Source organism: Myxococcales bacterium (assembly GCA_016703425.1).
Classification (GTDB): Bacteria; Myxococcota_A; Polyangia; order Polyangiales; family Polyangiaceae; genus JADJCA01.
In genome coordinates this window covers 106,248-125,209 of record JADJCA010000012.1, presented here as the reverse complement: position 1 = coordinate 125,209, position 18,962 = coordinate 106,248, and the positions used below count along the sequence as shown (strand labels likewise).

Here is an 18,962-nt window from a genome sequence, read left to right as displayed (position 1 = left end):
ACGCTCGGCGACCGCTATTTGAGCTGCGCCTTGAGGCGCGCGACCTTTTCGTCCTTCACGAGGCGCACGGTCTTCTGCGCGTCGAGGGGCTCGCCCGCGTTGATGGCGAACTCTTCGTCGCCGACGCCGAGAATGCGCGCGCCCTTGCGTCCGAAGAGCCACTCGATCTTCGGTGAGCCCTTCCCCTCTTGGATGACGACGTGGAGCGCCTCGTCACCGACGTCGGCGACGGGCAGCGCGCCGCCCTTGCCGCGGAGCGCCTTCATGCCCTCCTTCGCGGCGGCTTCGTCGGCCGGCGCGATGGCCACGAAGCGGTACCGCTTCTCGCCGTCCTTGTAGAAGCCCGTGGCCGACGGTCCCTTGACGCCGAAGGCCTCCTTTGGCGCGAAGCTCACGCCCAGCGGCAAGAGGTTCGCTTCCGGGAGGTTCTTCGCCGGCGCCGGCTTCTCAGGGCTACCGGGGAGCTTCTCGTTGATGGCCTTGAGCAGCGGCGGCAAGATCGCCTCGCTCGACTTGACCATCGCCGCCGGCGCCTCTTGCTCGTTCATGTAGACGAGCTCCACGAGGTGCGCGCCGCGCCACGACGACGCGCGCCCACCGCCGATGGCGGCGGCTCCGACCGTCGGCACGGCCTTCTGAGCTTCCGGCGACGCCGGATCGGCGTCGGCGACGACGCGCTTGGTGAACATGCCGTAGGCGCCGGCCTCGCTGTCGAATTGCGAGAGGACGACCTCGACGACGCCTCCCTTGCCGCTGCCATCAACGTAACGCAGCGTGACGACGCGCTTGAGGCCGTAGCGCTTGTAGACCTCGCACTCGCCGTCGAACGCGGTCGTGCAGACTGCATCCATCGTGAGCTTGGCTTGTGCACCGTAGGCCTTGGTGCTGCCGGGCGCCGTGTCGACACAGAAGTTGGGCGACGCGATCGACTTCGGGAAGAAGCCGGCGCTCACCGCGTCGTCGACGGCGCCGGGGCTCTGGCAGGCGCCGGCCTTGGCGACGAGCGCCGACGGCGGTGGCGGCGGAACGTCACCGCCTCGCGCGGGCTCTTCCTTCTTGGTGCACGATGCGAAAAGACCGGCCACGACGACGAGGGCGAGATTCGGAGCGATGCGCATGGGACTCCTCTATGGCGAGCCCCGAGGGGCCAACGTCCGGATATCACACCTGGACCGACGGGGGCGGCAACCGCCTACCCAACGCACGGAAACGGTCCGCACGTTTTTCACAGCGCCCGCAAATGGTTGCTTGGGAGGCGAGGTCGGGGGAGCGCGGGGCAGGGCAATTCGCGGCAAAGTCGGTTCCGTTGAAAAGAGGTACGGCGCTTGCTGCGGTGGCCCTTTGGTTTTCTCGCTCCGGCTTTGCTGCGAACTTGACCGCGTCCGAGGAGCCTACCGACCCACCATGGCACCCGAGAACAACGAGATCCCGCGGAGCGCCGCGCCGGCCGCCAAACGGCGACGAGCCTGGTCGTTGGCGTCGTTGCGATCGCGGGCGCGCGCGCGCGGGTTCACCCTCATCGAGCTCATGGTCGTCGTGATCCTCATCGGCATCTTGGCCTTCATGGCGGTGCCCACGATGAGCGCCGCCGGCCTCGACCGACGCGTGTACGAAGACGCGGCGAACATCCAAGACTTGATCCGCGAAGCGCGCGCGAGGGCCGTAGGCCGCGGAGGCGCGGTCATCGTGTCGTTCGACACCAAGGGCAAGCCGGGCCACTTCAAGACCTACGAGATCCGCTCCGACGTGGACGGAGGCCAGAACCTGCCGCTGACGAGCTGCCGCGCCCCAACCTCGTGGGCCGACGTGGCGTCGCTGAAGGAGGTCGGGCAAGCCGACCTCGGCACGTACGAGAAGTCGAACAACATCACGGCGACCATCTACGGCCCCGACGGCAAGGCCGTCGATGAGGCGAACCTCTGTTTTACGTCGTTCGGTCGGACGTATTACTCGAAGGACCGCGTCTTCGACGGCGAGGCGGTCATGCAGAGCGCGATTCGCGTCGAGATGAAGCGGCGCAACGCCGACGACACCGGCAATGTCGGCATCGTGCGCAACGTGCTCATCCCGCCCACCGGCGCGGCCCGCGTCGTTTCCGGTGCGCCATGAGCAGCAAGAAGCCTTCCGCCTCGAGCAGCCCTGCGCGCAATCCCGTGGTCGCGAAGACCAGGCGACGCGGCTACACGGCCACCGAGGTGCTCGTGTCGCTGTCGATCGTGCTCATCGGCGGCGCCGGCGTCATCAGCATGCAGCGCGCGACGATCCAGGGGAACATCGACGCGCGACGCATGGACATGGCCAACGCCATCGCGCGCCAATGGGTCGAGCGCCTGCGCGCCGACTCGATGTTGTGGACGACGCCGGCGGCGCGAAACCCGAACTCCAATTTTACGAACGCGACGCTCCTTCAGCGCGTGACGCTGAACGACGGCCTCTGGTACCAGCCTGATCAGCGGCTCGCCGCGGCGCCATTTTGGAGTCCGGGTCTTGACGCGCTCGGGGCGGACGTGGCCACCGGCGATCTCGCCGACGACAAGAACCGCTACGCGCTCTTCTGCACCAACGTCCGCCTCACGTGGCTCATCACCGATCAGATGATGCGCGCTGACGTGCGCGTGTATTGGCCGCGGGGCGTCGGGGCAGCACCCGACGAGCACTTCTGCGGTCAGGCGCCGCCGGCCGACCTCGAGACGCAAACAAGCAAGTACCACTTCGTCTACGCCGTCACGGCGCTCCGAAGGAACGCGCTCCAATGAACCGGTCGACTCGCTCCCGCTTGTCTGGGTCTGCGTCCGCTCGGCGCGCACGAGGCTTCACGCTTGTCGAGCTCCTCGTGGCGATGGTCGCGGGCTTGCTCGTGGCGATGGCGGTGGTGGCCCTCTCCAAAGAAGCGACCTTCTCGTTCCACGAGGAGATGCGCACGGCGACCGCCGAGATGTCGGTGCGCACGGCGCTCGATCGCCTGAAGAGCGACGTCCAGCGCGCGGGCTACATGGCCACGGGCAACGTTCTCCGCGACACGCGAGCGCCGCTCGACCCGAAGAGCGCCGACAAGGTCCCGGCCGGTGCGCCGGCAGGGCTCCTGGCGCTCGCGGGCGTGAACTACCACCCGAAAGGGTCGAAAGCCGAAACGCCGCTCTCCAGCGCCGGCGCCAACGCCTTCGAGCCAGATTCGATCGATCTGTCGGGCAACTTCACGTCGTCGGAGCAATACGTCGTGTCACGTCTCGGCGTGGGCGGCTGCGCCGGCCCCCGGCTCTTTCTCTCGCTGGACTCGGCGGCGACGTACCGCGTCCTCGCCTCCACCAACCCCGACGCGACGCTCAAGGAGATGTTTCAGCCGGTCGCCGGTCAGGCCTTCCTGGTGCGTATCGCCGACGACTTGGGCCGCCAGCAGTTCGTCTACGGCTGCGGAACGCAGACCGCGGGCTGGAGCGCCGGGACTGGTGCGTGGGTCGACCTCCAGGACTCGTTCCCCTACCTGGACACGGCTTACGGCTTCGTTGACGGCCGCATCACGGTGAACCCGGTGCAGACGATTCGTTGGGAGATTCGGCCGCTCAAGAGCACCGACACGACCTACAACGCCATCGCAACCGATCCAGCCGCCGGCGATGGCGGTGTATCCAAGAAGTACAACCTCATTCGCTCGTACGTCGACAGCGACGGCAAGGCGCTGCTCCCGGGCGAGGTCGTTGCCGAATACGCCGTCGACCTCAAGTTCGCGTTCACGGTCGACATCGGCGACTACACGGGCGGCACGCCCGTGGCCGACTTCAAGTCCTACGCGTTTGGCGTGGACGAGAACGCGACGATCGCCGACGGCAACGGCGCCGGCCGCTCACCGCAGCGCATTCGTGCCGTGCGGATCCGCCTCGCGACGCGGGGGGCTGTACCCGATCGCACCACCGATCAGCGGCTCGAGAAGAACAACTACACCATTCGCTATTGCTTGGAAGAAACCGGCTGCACCAGCGGGAGCCGCCAGTGGGCGCGCGTTCGCACCGTGACCACCGAGGTCGCTCTCCCCAACCAGGCGAGGCTCTTCTATTGATGCGGCCCACCCCGTCTTCAACCGTTTTGTCGACGCCTACGCACCGAGGGTCTGTGCGCCGTCGCGGGCGCCGCGAACAAGGCGCGATCATCTTCATCGTCGCGATGACGCTCGCGGTGTTGGCCGCCATGGGCATCTATGCGCTCCGGTCGGCGTCCCTCGAGATCCGCGCCAGCGGCTACAACCGCCAGGCTGCGCAGGCCCACTACCTCTCCGAATACGGCGTCATCGCGGCCGCCGAGACCATCAACGCGGAGACGGCGGATCTGCACCTCGGGCTCATGCTCAACACGAGCCGCCGCGACACGAACTGCATCTCGCTGCCCAACGTGAACCTCAGCGATCCGAACATCGCCGTGACCTCGAAGGCGTGTCGGCGCATGGGCTCGGGCGAGATCGCGAAGCAATTCCTCGCGTCGAGCCAAGCGGCGTTCTCTGCGAATCCCTTTGGTCCCTTTCCTTTGAACGGTGACTTCTTCATCGAGGTCACGGACCCCTTCCAGGCCCAGCCGCCGGAGGGCTACGGCCTCGACCTTGGGATGTGCTTCACGTCGCTCACCGTTGGCGCCTACGGCATCGCTCAACCGCAGGCGCCCCCCGGCGGTGACGCCGGCCCGCCCGGCGCCGCTTATTACTCGAACGTTGGCCTCGAGGTGGCGCGCTCGCGCATCACCGCGGGCCCCATCCGTCGTTGTCGCTGAATCGGAGACGAACATGACGAGTCAGCCAAGGCATCCACACTCTGCGTCCCCAGGAGCCCCGGCGCGCGCGTTGAACCGCGTGGGAAGGCGCTGTCGCGCGTACACCGTCCTCGGCGGCGCGCTCCTCACGCTCTTGGGCGTCGCGGCCCCTCGGGGAGTCTCGGCTCAACAGATCGACGTCGCGCCGCCGCTGCCCAACGTCATGCTGCTGCTCGACAACTCCGGCTCTATGGAGAAGATGATCGACGGCTCGGCGGCCAAGTGCGAAGCGCTCGGCACCGCGTCTTCGCCGAACCGCTGGGGTCAGGCCGTCCAATCGCTGACGGGCGGCATCGCGCCGCACTACTCGTGCGTCAGCATGCCGCGCACGACCGGCAGCGCCTTCGAAGACGAGTACACGATCAACGGCTCGGCGCCCTACGACGTGGGCTACTACCTCCCCTACTCGCGTCCCGCGGCGCTCACGGCGACCAACGAAGCGTGTGTCGTGACGCCGCTCGGCTTGCCGGGCGTGACGGCGCCGCAGGGCGTCGGCAAGCTCTCGCCCAAGGCGCTCGGAGGCTCCGTGTTGGACTTCGATGGCGCGCTCGGCGCGCGCGTCCTCGGTGTTTCCGCCGGCGTTCCGACCGGCGTGACGGCCGCGTCGTGTCAGTTCACGCAGCTCAACAACGGCGCCCTCGACGGCGCAAAAGATCTCGTCCGCTTCGGCCTCATGACGTTCGACTCCGACGTGACGCCGCCGACGGGGGTCTCGCCGGGCAGCCCGCCAACGATCACCGCCGGTAACCCGTTCAACGGGATGTGGAGCTATTTTGCCGACTGGAACCTCGCGAGCGGCGCGAGCTCGGCCTTCGGTCGGCCCGTCAACTGCGCGACGCCGCAGCTCTTCGAGGTCGGAGCCAGAAACCCCGCCGCGCCGCCGTGGGAAGGGCGCCTCATCGGCGTGCCCGCGAGCTCCAACGCCACCATCGACGACATTCGGCTGCACAACGACCGCATCCAGCTCGCCATCAACGCGATGCGACCCTACGGCGCCACGCCCATCGCCGGCCTCTTGGACGACGTGAAGTATTACTACTGGGGCGATCCCGTTGGCCCGCAGAAGACCGACGTCTACGTGCAAGGCGGCTGTCGCGAGAACTTCGTCATCCTCGTGTCCGACGGCGCGCCTAACCTCGACGCGCGGCCTCAGTGCCTGCCGGAAGGCCCCGCCGCGCCCGACGGCAAGTGCCCGTTCAAGTTGCCGGAAGAGATCGCCGACCAGATGCTCAAGGGAACCGACGGCACCTTGAGCGGCAACAAGGTCACGACCTATGTCATCGGCTTCGCCGTGAGCAAGATCGAGGACGACACCCCGATCGAGTGCGAAGACCTTGCCCGCGACCCGGTGGCCTTCAACAACGTCTGCAGCGATCCCACCAAGAAGGCGCTCTACGGCGCGTGCTGCACGCTCGAGAAGATCGCCATCTCCGGCGGCACCGAGAAGGCCTACTTCGTCAAGACGCAGCAAGACCTGAGCGCCGCCCTCGCCGACATCATCGGCCGCATCGGACGCCGCATGACGACCCGCACGGTCCCGGCCTACTCGCCCCAGGTGGCCGAGGTCTCGAACGATCCTGCGAATCCCATCACGAACGCGTCGATCTTCCTCTCCGCCTTCAAGCCGTCGCCGGGCGAGGCGTGGCGCGGGACCGTGCAACGCACGCGCTACGTTTGCGGTTCGAACTTCCAACTTCAGACGCCTACCCTCGACCTCACCAAGGGCGACGATTTCGCCGAGAATCTCAACAACGGCAGCGGCGGAAAGAATGCCGAGCGTCGCTTCGTGGTCGTGGAACCGGCCGCCAAGATCGACGGAAGCAAGGACCCGAGCGGCACCATCCGGCCGTACATCTCCGTGACCGCCGACGGCCTGCCGCTCTACTCGGCGACCATGACGGGCCCCTCTGTGGCCGCCGACGCCATCGCGGCGCTGTCCGACAAGGCGCTCAAAATTCAGACGAGCGACTGCCCCAACCTGCTCAACAACCAGTTTCTCTCGACCGACGACTGCAAGAAGGTCGCGCTCGATTTCGCCATGGGCTCGGCCAGCAGCGTAACGATGCCCAGCGGCTACGCGGCGTTCCGCTCGCGCGAGAAGAACGCCTTTGGCGACATCTTCCACGCGACACCGATGGTCGTTGGGCCGCCCAACGCGCTCATTCGCGACGAGACGTACCAGAAGTTCCGTGCAATCTACAAAGATCGTCCGACGGTGCTCTACGCGGCCACCAACGACGGCCTGCTCCACGCCTTCGACACGAGCGTCTCAGCGCTGGAGCGAAACGAGCTTTGGGCGCTCTTGCCGCCGGCGGTGCTCCCGAAGCTCATCGGCGTCTATCCGAGCGGCCACACGTTGATGCTCGACGGCACGCCGGTCGTGAAGGACACCGTCTGGGACCGCAAGTCGTCGGAGCTGACCGACGAGACCAAGTGGCACACCACGCTCGTCGCCGGCTTCGGCGGCGCCGGGCGAGGCTACTTCGGTGTCGACATCACCGACCCGCGGCGCCCCGACGCAGAGCCTCCGGGCCTCGGACCGAAGTTCCGCTGGCAGCTAACCGACATGCCGCCCGACCCCCTCAGCGGCGTCACGAAGCACATCTTCGGCGCGCGCTCCGGGACGCCCGCCATCACGACGGTCTTTGCCGATCTCGGCGGCGGCCAAGGCGCCCGCGAGATTGGCGTCGCCATCCTTCCCGGCGGCATCGAGACGGGCCCCTTTGGCGTGGCGGCCTGCGATCGTGCGAACACGGACCGCTCCAAAGACGGCGGGCCGCAGCTCGACGTGGGCTACGCGCCGCGCGCTCAGGTGCGCTGCTGGGCGGCGCCGGGCCAACACGTGGTGGGTCGCTCGCTGTCCGTGGTTCGCCTCGACACCGGCGAGATCCTCCGCACCTTCATGCGCGCCGCCGACGCGCCGAAGGTCCTTACGGACCAGTCACGGGTCACCGACACGCCGCTCGATTCGCCCATGACGGGCCTGCCCGTCGTCTACCCGCCCCAAGTGGGCGCCGTCGCCCAGAAGGTCTTCATCGGCGACGCCGACGGCACGGTCTGGCGCTTCGACTTCACCTCCAAGGACCCGGCGCAGTGGAAGGGTGAGCTCTTCTTCGACACGGTGAACGGCAAGGTCGACTCGTCCCCGACGGCCTGGAACAAGGGCCAGCCGATCGTGGTGCCGCCGGTCGTCTCGCTCGACCGTTTCGGACAGCTCGTGGTGCACGTGGCGACCGGCGACCAGGACGTCTACACGGCCACGGGAAACAACTACCTCTACTCGCTCTCCGAGAAGCTCTCGACGGACGGCTCGCCGAAGCTCCGATCGTTTCCCAACTGGTACCTCTCGTACGTCAACGGCGAGCGCGTGTCGGGGCCCATGGCCGTTTACGACGGCATCCTCTACTTCGCGACGTTCGCCGCGGCGGAGCAGACCTCCATCTGCACCGGCGGCATTCCCAAGGTGTGGGGCCGCGACTTCATCACGCCCGAGGATCTGTCGGACCTCTCCAAGGGCGGCCTCAAGCGCCTCAACCCCGCCGCCGCAAGCCCCGTTCCTGACTACATCGACCCTGGCTTCACGGGGAAGATCATCCCCGGTGTCTCCATCAACGTGACGCCGACATGCGCCGACACGTCCGTGTCGACGCAAGACCCGTACGTGCCCGGGGCCTCGCACTACGCCGTCTCGAACGTCAACTCGGGCAGCCCGTCGTTGCTCGCGCAAGTCGGCGGCCAAGACGCCAACGGTCGTCCTCTCAAGCTCGAGGTCTCGTTGCCGAAGCCGCGCACGCCGACCTCCGTCGACTCGTGGGCCGCGGTCGTCGAGTGACGCGGCTCTACCGGCATCGCGGCCCGGCGCTGGCGCTGGCCATCGCCGCCCTCGGAGGCTGCGCCCGCAAGGAGGTGCCTCCGCCCGTGGCCGTGGCGGTCGACGCGGGACCGCCGCTAGCCAAGAAGCCCGCCGATCACCTCGCTCCCGGTGAGCTAGTGGAGGGGACCGAGAAGGTCTTCGGGCTCACGATTCCCAAGCTGATGCACGTGGATCGGCGCTTCGACGACCTCGTGTTCGTGTCGGGCCCCGTCGATCCGAACCTCGTCACGAAGTACGTCGAGGCGCGCGTGCGCAACGGTTCCGTCAAGCAAGTCGGCAACGACCAGGTCTTCGAGAAGGTCAACGCCATCGGCGAGACGAGGCCCCTCAAGATCACCGTGGCGAAGGGCACCACGGGCACGGGGACGAGCATGCAGCTTCGCGACGTCACGCCGCCGCCGCAGGTGGCCCTGCCCGACGAAGAGGCGCGCTGGCGGGCTGTCGGTCTCAAGCCCAACGGCGAGCCGCTCGACAAGACGAAGCTTAGGTAGGGGCCGCGAGGCAGCGCGCGAGGAGCGCCTCGGCAACTGCGTCCGTCGCGTCGCCATCGGCGAGGCTCGGACATGTGAGCGCTACGTCAACGATGCCGAGCCCGAGGAGCTCGTCCGCGTTCCGCCCCGTTGACGCGTCGGCGACGGCCGCGCTTGGCGCGAACAGCACCACGATAGGCGGGGGCAACCCCATGGCGGCGGCCGCGCGCGTCGCGCTCACGACGTCGTGCAAGACACCGAGACGGTCCGAGCCGACGAGCAGCCAAACGCTCGGCTCGAGCGAGCGCACGAGATCCGCGTTGCAAAGGCCGGGCGCGAGCGGCGTGAAGAGACCGCCCGCACCTTCCACCACCAGAAGGTCCTCGCCGCGCGCCAGTTCGCCGGCCCGCTGCGCGATGGCCGCCCCCTCGATGAGCACGCCGGCGCGCGCCGCGGCGAGGTGCGGAGACACGGGCGGCTCAAAGCAATACGGCGTCGGCGTGGGTCCGCGTCCGCAAGCGCGCGCGTGACGCCGCGCATCTTCATTGATCTCGCCGCGCGCTACCCCCGTGGCGACCGGCTTCCACCCGACGGCGCGGAGCCCGCGCCGCCGCGCCGCTGCCAGCAGCAAGCAGCTTATGTACGTCTTCCCGACGTCGGTGCCGGTGCCCATCACGACGACGGTTCGCGCGCGGGACGAATCGCTGCGTGGCTCCACCGGTCTCCGCTACCAACGCGAGGCGTCGGCCACAAGTGCCGGCACGGATTCTCGAAGGACCGCTCGTCGCCGTTGATAAGCTTCCGTCGTGACCGCTCCCCTCGTCGGCCGTGACGGCGAACTCGCGCTCTTTCGACGCGCCATCGAAGAGCGCGTCCGCACCGTCTCAGTGTCGGGCCCCGCCGGCGTGGGCAAGAGCGTCCTGGTTCGAGCGGGACTCATCGGCACAAGCCATGCCCTCTGCGTCATCGAGGACGCGTCGCTCGCGCTCTTGGAGCACGTGGCCATCGCCCTCGACGTGCCGCTGCTCGTCGAAGACGAAGCTCGCCGTGAGGCCCGCGTCCTTTCGGCGCTCGCGGCGCGGGCTCCCTTCGCCCTTGTGCTCGATGGCGTCTCCCTCGAGGGCTCCGCGCTCTTGCCTGTGCTCGAGCGATGGGCCTCTGCGACGGGCGACGACGTGACGTTCGTCGTCACGTCGCAGCGGCGGCTCCCTCTCGCGCGCGAGCTCGCGCTCGCGCCGCTCGCCACGGCGCCGACGGGAGCGTCGCTGGCCGACGCGCAGGCACGGCCCGCCGTAGCGCTCTTCGTCGAGCACGCTCGTCGACGGAGCGGCTTCGCCCTCGACGAGGAGAACGTCTCCGACGTCGTCGCCATCGTGCAGGCCCTCGACGGTCTGCCGCTCGCGCTCCTGTTGGCGGCGGCGCGGGTCGGGATCCTTGGCGCGAGGCGGACCCGGGAGCTCCTTGAGCAGCGCTTCGAGCTCCTTGTCTCCCGCGAAGAAACGCTCCCCCGTCACAGGTCGCTCGAGGCGGCCCTCGCGTGGTCGTGGGATCTGCTCACCGAGACGGAGCAGCACGACCTGACGGCGCTCGTGACGTTTCGCGAGGGCTTCACGCTTGCCGCCGCCGACGCGGTCCTGGGCGCCGGCGGCGAGCTCTCGGCGTTGGCCCGCGTCGAAGCCTTGCTCGACACGTCCATGGTGCAACTCGTCGTCACCGCGACAAGTTCGGTCGCGGCCCGGTTTGCGCTCTACGAATCGGTTCGAGCTACGCGAGCGTGCGCCACGACGGCGCCGCTCTGCGCGAGGCGACGGCGCGCCACGCCGCGTATTTCGTGGACGCCGCGGAGGCGCAAGCGGAGCGCGTGGCCAAGAGCGGGGACCTCGCCGCGCGCAGGTGGTTGTCAGCGGAAGCCGCCAACGTTCGTGCCGTGGCGCAAGGAGCCGCGTCCGCGGCGGACCGGCTGCGCGCAGCGCTCGCTCTCGAGTCGATCTTTCTAGCGCGAGGGCCCCTCGAAGAGCACACGAAGCTCGTCGAGGCGAGCCTCAAGGAGCTCGGCAACGCGGACTCGCACGACAGACTTCGCCTTCGCGCTCGCTTTTCGCTAGGGCTCACGGACATTTTTCGCGGGCGGCGCGTCGAGGCCGGTCATGCGCTCCGAGCCGTGCACGCCGAGGCGCAGACGCTCGGGCACTTTGACCTCGCGGCTCGCGCGGCCTCGAAGGCGGGCCTCGTGCTTGGACTCATGGGCGACGCCGCTGCCGAACCACTCTTCGCGGCGGCCGCTGCGCATCTCACGCGGCATCGCTCCGCCTCCACCGAACCGTGCGACTCGCTGGTGGGCATGCTGGCGAAGGATCGGGGGATGGTGCTCTCCGAGCAGGGCGAGAACGCCGAGGCCATCGCCGCCTTTGGCGAGGCCCTCGAAGCCTTTCGCGCGGCCGGCGACCTCCGCGAACAGGGCTTCGTTCTCGCGGCCATCGCCGCGCGCCACCTCGACGCCGGCTCGCTCGCCACGGCACGGAACGTCGCCGCCCGCGCCCTGCACGACCTTGAAGAGGCTGGCGACCGGCGCACGCTCGCCTGGACGCGGCACTTGCTCGCCATCGTGGCCCTCGAGGAAGGCGAGCACGCCACCGCAACGGAGCACGCGGCTGCGGCGCGCGCCCTCGCTCGCGGCGTTGGTGACGCGTGGACGGAGGGCATGATCACGGGCGTCTTGGGCCACATCGCGCTCGACACCGGCGAGTCCGCCGCCGCCGACGCGCGGTACCGCGAGGCGGAGCCGCTGTTGCTCCGTGCGGAAGACGGCCGCTCGCTCGGCATCGTGAAGGCAGCCTGGGCCGTGGCGCTCGATCGCCTTGGCGAAACGCTCGAGGCGACGCGCCGCCTCGCCGAGGCGCGCGAACTCACGAGCGCGCGCGGCCGTCCCGGCGACCAGGAGGCTGTTGCTCTCTTTGGCGCCGTCTTGGAGCTCGCGCGAGCCGGACACCTCCACGCTCGAGGCGACGCGCAGGCAGCGCGAGCGATGCTCGACGATGTCCAACGTCTCGTTCTCCGCATCGCCGATCCGGCCGGTGGCGTCTTCCGCTCCGACGAGGTGCGCTTTGCGGAGCGCCTCGCGAAGCGTCAGCTCGACGCGACCCTCGGTCGCCTCGGTCCCGCGGCGGCCGGTCCCTCGGAGCTCGTCGTGGCGCCCGATGGTCATTGGTTCCGACTGCCCAGCGGCGAGAAGACCACGATTCGAGGACGGCCCGTCGCGGGCCGCCTCCTCTTGCTCCTCGCCAAACACGCCGTCACCGAGCCGGGAAAGCCGGTCCTAGCGGCGGAGCTCATCGCCGCCGGGTGGCCCGGAGAGAAGATCATGCCGGCGGCGGCACAAAACCGCCTCTACGTCGCCATGGCACGCCTTCGGCAACTCGGCTTGAACGAGCTCATTCGAAACGAGGGCGACGGCTATTTCGTCGCCGCGACGACGCGCGTGCGCTGGGCGGAGCTCGGCGAGACATAGCTTGAGCCTTCGTCGGCCCGCGGCTAAGAACACGACATGTTGCGCCTAGCGACGCTCGCTCGGCGGCTCTTGCCGCCCACCGCGGCCGCGCTGGTTCTTTCCTGCGAGGGTAGCCCCAGCGGCGACGAGAATCGGTGCCGGAGCGCGAGCGCCTGCGGCGCCACCGACGCGCTCGTCGTGATGAGCGATCAATCCTCGGGGGGGGTGTCGGCCATCTCCGCGGCAGCAGGCTCGGCGACGACGGGCTTCTTCGGCGTTGATCTTGGCGCCGACCCGCAGCTCTCGGTCTCGCGGGGCCGAAGTTTCTACGTGGCGCGCGACCTCGATGCCATCTTCGAGCTTTCGCCGCGATGCGGCGAGCCCCTCTGTCGCTTCAGCACCAAGCAAGACGGTCTCTCCGGCAGCTCCAACCCGCAAGGCGTCGGCGCCGCCCCCGACGGCTCGCTCTGGGTGCCGCGCTTCGCGTCGGCCACGCTCGCGCTCCTCGAAGGGGGCGGCGTTCGACAGACGCTGCCGCTCCCCGACCTCGACGGTGACGGGAACCCGAACGCGAGCGGCATCGCGATCGTCGACGTGGACGGTGTGAGCAAGGCCATCGTCACGCTGGGCCTCCTAGACGACAAGAACGCGACGCCCTTCCGGGCGGTGAGGCCTGGCGCGCTCGCCATCTTCGACGTCGCCACGCGAACGCTCGAGCGCACGACGCCGCTCGCGGGAAGAAACCCCTTCAACGCCGTCGTGTTTCACGGAGGGGCACTCTTCGTCACCGACGCGGGGAACTTTGACGCCGACGACGAAAGGGACGCGGGCATAGAGCGGGTGGATCCGCACCATCCGGAAGACGCACGCCTGCTCATCACGGAGGCGACGCTCGGCGGAAGCGCCTCAGCGGTGGCGATCGCCGATGGATGCGGCGCCGCCATCATCGCGGACCGGTCGAAGACGAACGCGACGAGCGTCGTCACCTTCGATCCGGAAACGGGAGCACCGCTGCGAACGGCCACCCAGGGCGGCGTGCTCTTCGGCCCATCCCTCGACTATCACTTCTGGGCCATCGCCTTCGTGGGCGACAAGCTGCTCGTTGGCGATCGCAGGCGCAGCGCCAGTGGCTATCCGATCCACGTCTGGAACAAAACGGGCCGCTGCGAGCTCGCGCCGCGCGAAAGCCCCATCTACGTGGCGCAGAAGCCCGTGGCGCTGAGGGCGATGCCTTGAGCCAGGGCGCCGAAGGAGAAGCGCGTAACGCGGGCCGCGGCGGCGTCCTGGTGCTCGGCGCCAAGGTCTTCTTCATCGTCATCGGCTTCATTCAGCAGGCGCTGCTCAAGCACGCCCTCGGGCTTTCCGAGTACGGCGCTCTCTCGCGCGTGTTGGCGCACGCCAACATCTTGAACAACGTCGTCGTGCAGGGCTCCATTCAAGGCGTCAGCCGGCGCGTGGCGCCGGTGCGCGAGCACTTCGAAGGAGAGCTGCGCGCTTGCCTTCGCGTGCACGTTCCCTTGGCCTTCGCGCTCGCGGCGGCGTTTTTTCTCCTGGCCGAGCCCATCGCCGCCTTTCAGAAGGCGGCGCACATCGCGTCGCCGCTGCGCGTGATGGCCCTCGTCATCCTCGCATACGGCATCTACGCGCCGCTCGTGGGCGCCCTCAACGGGCGCGCCCGTTTCGACCGGCAGGCAGCCCTCGACGTCATTTTCGCAACGCTCCGCACGATCGGCCTCGTGGGCCTCGGCTGGCTCTTCGTGCGCCGGGACCTCGGCGGCGCCGTCGGAGCCTCCGTCGGCTTCGCGAGCGCGGCGCTCCTCGTCGTGCCCCTGGCCGCGAGGTGGGCGCAGCAGCGGGACCGTGCGAGCGCGGGACGAGCCGATGCGGAGGCCCATCCAACGAAGCTCTCCGCGGGCACTTACCTCGCGGCGCTCTCGCAGGTGGCCATCGCGCAGCTCTTGGTCAACGCGCTCATGCAGATCGACATCACGCTGGCCGGACGTTTCTTGTCGGAGGCGGCGCTTCTGGCCAACAGCGACGCAGGCGTCGCAGCCAAGCGCGCCGACGAATGGGTGGGCGTGTATCGAGCGTGCCAGCTCTTCGCGTTCTTGCCGTATCAGCTCGTATTGAGCGTCGCGCAGGTGCTGTTCCCGATGGTCGCGCGCGCTCACGCACAGGGAAACGACAAGCTCGTCGCCGAGACGGTCGAGCGCGGCCTTCGCATCGCGACGTTGCTCGCGGGGGCCATCGTCGCCATCGTGGCGGCCAATCCCGGCACGTTGCTACGTTTCGCGTACGGCCAAGAGGTCGCCGACCGCGGCGCCGACACGTTGCGCATCCTGGCCCTTGGACAAGGCGCCTTCGCGCTCTTCGGCGTGGCTTCCACCGTCCTCGTGAGCTTGGGACGCGAGCGCACGAGCGCCATCTTGAGCGGCGCCGCCCTGTCGGTGGTAGCCGCGACCTGCTGGGCGTTCGTCTCGGGCGCCACCTTTGGTGAAGAGCAGTTGCGGCGAACGGCGCTCGCGACCTCTCTTGGTTTGGCCATTGCCGTGGTCCTCGCGGGCGTCGCCGTCAAGCGAGCGGCCGGCGCGTTCGCGCCGCTCTTGACGCTGCTGCGTGTCGCGCTGGCGATCGCGACCGCTGCGGCGTCGGGCCTCGCCATGGCGAGCCTCCCGAAGCTGCCTTCACTCGTGGTAGCCGCGCTCGGCGCGACGACGGCGGTCCTGGCGTACGGCGCCGTCCTTTGGCTAACGCGCGAGCTCACCTCGGACGACGGTCGGAGCGTGGTCCGGCTCGTTCGCAAACCGCGCTGACAGGCTTACCCGCCAGACCTGGGCCGACGGCCTGTTCAGGCGCGGCCGCACGACGCTGGCACAGGGTGACACTTGCTGGGCTGGCGAAGGCCGCGGGGATCGACCCCGCCGCTCTGGCATGACACGTGCTCGATGCCGCCCATGCGTTCGCGTCAGCTTCACCAGCTCTTCCGTCGAATCATTCCCCTCGCGCTCGCGCCCTCCGCGGCGATCGCGGCTTGCGGGGGCACGATCGAGTCTTCCGGCAGCGGTCCGGAGGCAACGGCGACCCCGGAGCCCGTCCCCACGGCGGCGCGCGGTACGGCGCCGGCCTCCGAGTCCTCCGAAGCCGGTGCCGCCCCCGACGCCGGACGACGCGATGCAAGCCTCGACGCGCACGTCGCCGACGCTCCGTGCACGACGCCGGTGCCAAGCCCGTCGCCGTCGCCACTGGATGGCAGCGTCAACTCGTGCGCGTGGAGCGTTCCGCTCCCTTGCGACTACGATCTCGACGCGGCAGCGCCGTCACCAGAGGACTGCTCGACATTGTGCGGCGCCATCGCATTCGGGTGCTACGTAGGCTCCGCATCGACCGGCGGAGGAGAGCCGACGCCGGTGCTCAACTGCTACTCGTGCGTGGCGGGCCGCCGGCCCGAGGGGTTCCTTGCCTCGCCGTGCGCCGGCGCGGACGTCGGCGCGTACCTCGCCGCGAGCGCCGAGCTCGAGGCGGCTAGCGTGTTCGCGTTTCAACGCCTCGCCGACGAGCTGGCGCATCACGGCGCCCCAAGTGCGCTCGCTCGCCGCGCGCATCGCGCGGCCCGCGACGAGGTGCGGCACACGAAGACGACGCTCGCGCTGGCGGCTCGGCACGGGCGCACACCGCAATTGCCATCGAGCGCGCCCATGGTCCTGCGCGGGCGCCTTGAGGTCGCCGTCGAGAACGCCGTCGAAGGCTGTGTGCGCGAGACCTACGGCGCCCTCGTGGCGCATGTTCAGGCGGAGCGCGCGGCCGACGAGACGGTGCGCGCGGCGATGCGCGCAATCGCCAATGACGAGACGGACCACGCGGCGCTCTCGTGGGCCATCGCGAGTTGGCTCGAGGCGCAGCTCGACGCCGATGCGCGCGCCCAGGTGAGAAGCGCCTTCGAGGCCGCCATCGACGCACTGGCCACGGCGGCCGCCGTCGACCCGCCGCGAGAGCTCCAAGAGGAGCTGGGGCTGCCCTCCGCTCCCGAGGCCGCGGCGCTCGTTGATGGGCTGCGCGAACTCTTGTGGGCCGCGTGACGGGCGCCCGCGACGAGCCCCTCGCGAGGGCCGGGAGCGAACGCTCCGGCTCACCCGCGTGATAGAGTGCGGCCCATGCGCCAGATCGGGAGACGCGGCCTCGCCGCTTTCACGCTCGTGTGCGTTCTCTTCAGCTGCGTCACCGCACCGGCCCGCGCCAACGACGCGGCGGCGGGCCATTTTGCACGAGCCGTCGAGCTCTACGACGAAGGGGACTCTGCAACGGCGCTCGTTGAGTTTCGGCGCGCCTATCAGATGCAGCCGCACCACCGCGTCCTTTACAGCATCGGCCAGACCGAGTTTCAGCTCCAGAACTACACGGGCGCGCTGCAAGCCCTTCGCCGCTACCTCACGGAGGGCCGCGACGGATCGCACCGAACCGGCGCATCGAGGTGGAGCGCGACATCGTTCGGCTGCAAGCCCGCGTGGGGACCGTTCACGTGCGGGCCAACGAAGCGAACGTGGACCTCTTCGTCGACGACCGAAAGGTGGGCGTGTTGCCCATCGCCGACGGCGTCGCGCTCAACGCCGGGCGCCGGCGCCTGCGGGCGCAGAAGGCTGGCTTTTCGCCTGACACGCGCGAGATCGAGCTCGCCGGCGGCGACGACGTGGCCGTCCAGTTTCAGCTGCGGGGCGCCCCCTCCTCCGAGGCGCCGCGCGACGCTAGCGCGGAACGCAAGGCGCCCGGCCAACTCGCGAGGACGCTCGGCTATGTCGGCGTTGGTGTGGGCGGCGCCGCGCTCGTCACGGGCCTCGTGATCGATCTGGGCCCCCTCGGGAGCACCGTGGACGAGTTCAAGAAGGCGTCAGACACGGGCGACGACCGGGCGGGAGCGCTCAAGTCGCGCGCCGAGCGCGAGCGGACGCTGGCCCTGGTCGGCTACATCGGCGGAGGCGTCCTCTTGGCCGGCGGCGTCACGCTACTCGTCTTGGCTCCGCCGTCGCAGCCTGTGACCGCGACGGTTCGAGCGGACCTGACGGGACGCCTCGTCCTCGATGGCCGGTTCTGAGCGAATGCGGACTCAGTCGCACGTGCCGGTGAGCGGCACCTCGGCGGTCTTCGCCATGGTCGCCTCGTCGTAGCGCGTCTGAGTGACGAAGGCGCCCTTGTCGACCTTCCACATGAGGGTCCCGTTGGTGACGACGCCTCGCGTATCGAACTGAATGCGGCTTGAGGCGCCTTGATAGTTGACGCGCTCGCCGCGGCGAATCGCGTCGCGCATGAGGCGAAACTCCGTGGGCCCGTAGGTCGTCTTTCCTGCGTCGTCGTTGGCGATCTCGAAGAGGCCGTCGCGGATCTTCGCGCGGCTCGCAGTCCCGCCGGCGCGCTCGATGGCGAGCGCCGAAAGCATGATCGCGTCGAACGCGTTGGGCACCGCCACCGGCACGGGCGCGTCCACGTCCACCTGGCGAAATCGATTGTAGACCTCACGAAACTTCTTGAACTCGGGCGTCGCCGGCTCGTAGTCCACGTCGGCGCCTAGGACGCCCTCCGCCGGGTTCGTCGCGTAGAGCTTCGATTCGGTGAGGAAGGCCGGCGTCCGGAGCGAACTCGTCCCCACCCAAACGAAAGAGGCCCACTCGGCCTTCTTGGCTGTTGTCCGCCGGAACTCGTCGAGGAAACGCGCCGCCGTCGTCGGCAGGGACACGAGCACGCCGCAGTTAGGTCGCGGCGAAGAGGTGAGGATGGCGTCGATCTCGACCGCGTACTCCTCCTTGGGTGCCGGCGGGATCGACACGCGCTGTCGCACGCATCCCTTGCCGTGCGTGGGCAAGAGGTCGGAGACGGCGTCAGCGTAGTCCTGTCCCGTGGTGTCGCTCGAGTGAACGATGACCATGTTCTTGCACACCGTCGCGCTCCCCTCGCCGGCCCACATGGCGATGGTCTGCGCCGATCCGCGCCGGATCGAGGTGATGGTCTGGAACAAGTACCGATCCCTCTCCGGTTGCGACGCAGCCAGCGACGAGGCACCGGCGTAGGGCGTGATCTGCAGGAGGCCAGCCGCGAACGACACGGGAGCGGCGGCCAAGACTTGCGCGCTTCTTAGCGGACCGATGACCACGGCGACTCGGTCGTCGACGAAGCGGCGGACTAGCGAAAGAGCGACTTGCTCGCTGCTTTGATCGTCTTCCGTTCGCAGCTCGATGCGGCGTCCGGCGACGCCGCCCTCGGCGTTGATGGCGTCGACGGCGAACTGCATCCCGTCAACCACCGGCTGACCGATGGTGAGCGCGCCGGAGAGGGGCATCATCGCGCCCAG

At 69.0% G+C, this 18,962-nt stretch carries 15 protein-coding genes; 12 read left to right on the top strand and 3 right to left on the bottom strand.

The window, feature by feature from the left end:
* Nucleotides 1-14: 14 nt before the first annotated feature.
* The gene (locus IPG50_23445) at nucleotides 15-1,118 is read right to left on the bottom strand and encodes a hypothetical protein (GenBank protein MBK6695139.1); all 1,104 of its coding nucleotides are present in this window, start codon (nucleotides 1,116-1,118) and stop codon (nucleotides 15-17) included.
* On the opposite strand from IPG50_23445, the gene IPG50_23440 reads away from it, so the two are divergent.
* From IPG50_23440 to IPG50_23415, 6 genes are all read left to right on the top strand, one after another.
* Complete coding sequence (locus IPG50_23440) at nucleotides 1,111-2,109, top strand: type II secretion system protein (protein ID MBK6695138.1); 999 nt, start codon at nucleotides 1,111-1,113, stop codon at nucleotides 2,107-2,109. The two genes, IPG50_23445 and IPG50_23440, sit on opposite strands and share 8 nt — an antisense overlap.
* Entirely contained in the window at nucleotides 2,106-2,756 is a 651-nt protein-coding gene (locus tag IPG50_23435) for a hypothetical protein (GenBank protein MBK6695137.1), read from the top strand. Before IPG50_23440 ends, IPG50_23435 begins: the two co-directional genes overlap by 4 nt.
* Nucleotides 2,753-4,054 carry a prepilin-type N-terminal cleavage/methylation domain-containing protein gene (locus IPG50_23430; protein MBK6695136.1) on the top strand — a complete coding sequence of 434 codons (1,302 nt, stop codon included), beginning with the start codon at nucleotides 2,753-2,755 and terminating at the stop codon, nucleotides 4,052-4,054. Before IPG50_23435 ends, IPG50_23430 begins: the two co-directional genes overlap by 4 nt.
* A gap of 53 nt (nucleotides 4,055-4,107) precedes the next feature.
* Nucleotides 4,108-4,755: a hypothetical protein gene (locus tag IPG50_23425; protein MBK6695135.1), complete on the top strand. Its 648-nt coding sequence runs from the start codon at nucleotides 4,108-4,110 to the stop codon at nucleotides 4,753-4,755.
* A gap of 79 nt (nucleotides 4,756-4,834) precedes the next feature.
* Nucleotides 4,835-8,626 (top strand): hypothetical protein, encoded by a 3,792-nt coding sequence (locus IPG50_23420; protein ID MBK6695134.1) that lies wholly within the window; start codon nucleotides 4,835-4,837, stop codon nucleotides 8,624-8,626.
* Nucleotides 8,623-9,159, top strand: a complete 537-nt coding sequence (locus tag IPG50_23415) for a hypothetical protein (protein MBK6695133.1) — start codon at nucleotides 8,623-8,625, stop codon at nucleotides 9,157-9,159. The genes IPG50_23420 and IPG50_23415 overlap by 4 nt, the downstream gene beginning before the upstream one ends.
* Here IPG50_23415 and bioD read toward each other — a convergent pair.
* Nucleotides 9,152-9,856 carry a dethiobiotin synthase gene (bioD, locus tag IPG50_23410; GenBank protein MBK6695132.1) on the bottom strand — a complete coding sequence of 235 codons (705 nt, stop codon included), beginning with the start codon at nucleotides 9,854-9,856 and terminating at the stop codon, nucleotides 9,152-9,154. The two genes, IPG50_23415 and bioD, sit on opposite strands and share 8 nt — an antisense overlap.
* An 88-nt stretch (nucleotides 9,857-9,944) precedes the next feature.
* Between bioD and IPG50_23405 the strand changes: the two genes are divergently transcribed.
* From IPG50_23405 to IPG50_23380, 6 genes are all read left to right on the top strand, one after another.
* Nucleotides 9,945-11,135, top strand: a complete 1,191-nt coding sequence (locus IPG50_23405; GenBank protein MBK6695131.1) for a hypothetical protein — start codon at nucleotides 9,945-9,947, stop codon at nucleotides 11,133-11,135.
* Nucleotides 11,066-12,646, top strand: a complete 1,581-nt coding sequence (locus tag IPG50_23400; protein MBK6695130.1) for a hypothetical protein — start codon at nucleotides 11,066-11,068, stop codon at nucleotides 12,644-12,646. The genes IPG50_23405 and IPG50_23400 overlap by 70 nt, the downstream gene beginning before the upstream one ends.
* Nucleotides 12,647-12,682: 36 nt before the next feature.
* A complete protein-coding gene (locus tag IPG50_23395; GenBank protein MBK6695129.1) occupies nucleotides 12,683-13,861 on the top strand; it encodes a hypothetical protein in 1,179 nt (392 codons plus the stop codon).
* The gene (locus IPG50_23390) at nucleotides 13,858-15,438 is read left to right on the top strand and encodes a lipopolysaccharide biosynthesis protein (protein MBK6695128.1); all 1,581 of its coding nucleotides are present in this window, start codon (nucleotides 13,858-13,860) and stop codon (nucleotides 15,436-15,438) included. Before IPG50_23395 ends, IPG50_23390 begins: the two co-directional genes overlap by 4 nt.
* Nucleotides 15,439-15,579: 141 nt before the next feature.
* On the top strand, nucleotides 15,580-16,701 hold the full coding sequence (locus IPG50_23385; GenBank protein ID MBK6695127.1) for a hypothetical protein: 1,122 nt from the start codon (nucleotides 15,580-15,582) through the stop codon (nucleotides 16,699-16,701).
* A gap of 425 nt (nucleotides 16,702-17,126) precedes the next feature.
* Nucleotides 17,127-17,711 carry a hypothetical protein gene (locus tag IPG50_23380; protein MBK6695126.1) on the top strand — a complete coding sequence of 195 codons (585 nt, stop codon included), beginning with the start codon at nucleotides 17,127-17,129 and terminating at the stop codon, nucleotides 17,709-17,711.
* A gap of 12 nt (nucleotides 17,712-17,723) precedes the next feature.
* Here the strand turns inward: IPG50_23380 and IPG50_23375 are convergent, their stop codons facing one another.
* Nucleotides 17,724-18,953, bottom strand: coding sequence for an ABC transporter substrate-binding protein (locus IPG50_23375; protein MBK6695125.1), 1,230 nt, complete (start codon nucleotides 18,951-18,953; stop codon nucleotides 17,724-17,726).
* Nucleotides 18,954-18,962: the final 9 nt, after the last annotated feature.

Excerpts from the sequence above, each read along its gene's own strand:
- IPG50_23440 (MBK6695138.1), top strand. The coding sequence starts at position 1,111 with ATGCGCATGGGACTCCTCTATGGCGAGCCCCGAGGGGCCAACGTCCGG.
- IPG50_23445 (MBK6695139.1), bottom strand. The coding sequence starts at position 1,118 with ATGCGCATCGCTCCGAATCTCGCCCTCGTCGTCGTGGCCGGTCTTTTC.
- IPG50_23435 (MBK6695137.1), top strand. The coding sequence starts at position 2,106 with ATGAGCAGCAAGAAGCCTTCCGCCTCGAGCAGCCCTGCGCGCAATCCC.
- IPG50_23430 (MBK6695136.1), top strand. The coding sequence starts at position 2,753 with ATGAACCGGTCGACTCGCTCCCGCTTGTCTGGGTCTGCGTCCGCTCGG.
- IPG50_23395 (MBK6695129.1), top strand. The coding sequence starts at position 12,683 with ATGTTGCGCCTAGCGACGCTCGCTCGGCGGCTCTTGCCGCCCACCGCG.
- IPG50_23385 (MBK6695127.1), top strand. The coding sequence starts at position 15,580 with ATGCGTTCGCGTCAGCTTCACCAGCTCTTCCGTCGAATCATTCCCCTC.
- IPG50_23375 (MBK6695125.1), bottom strand. The coding sequence starts at position 18,953 with ATGATGCCCCTCTCCGGCGCGCTCACCATCGGTCAGCCGGTGGTTGAC.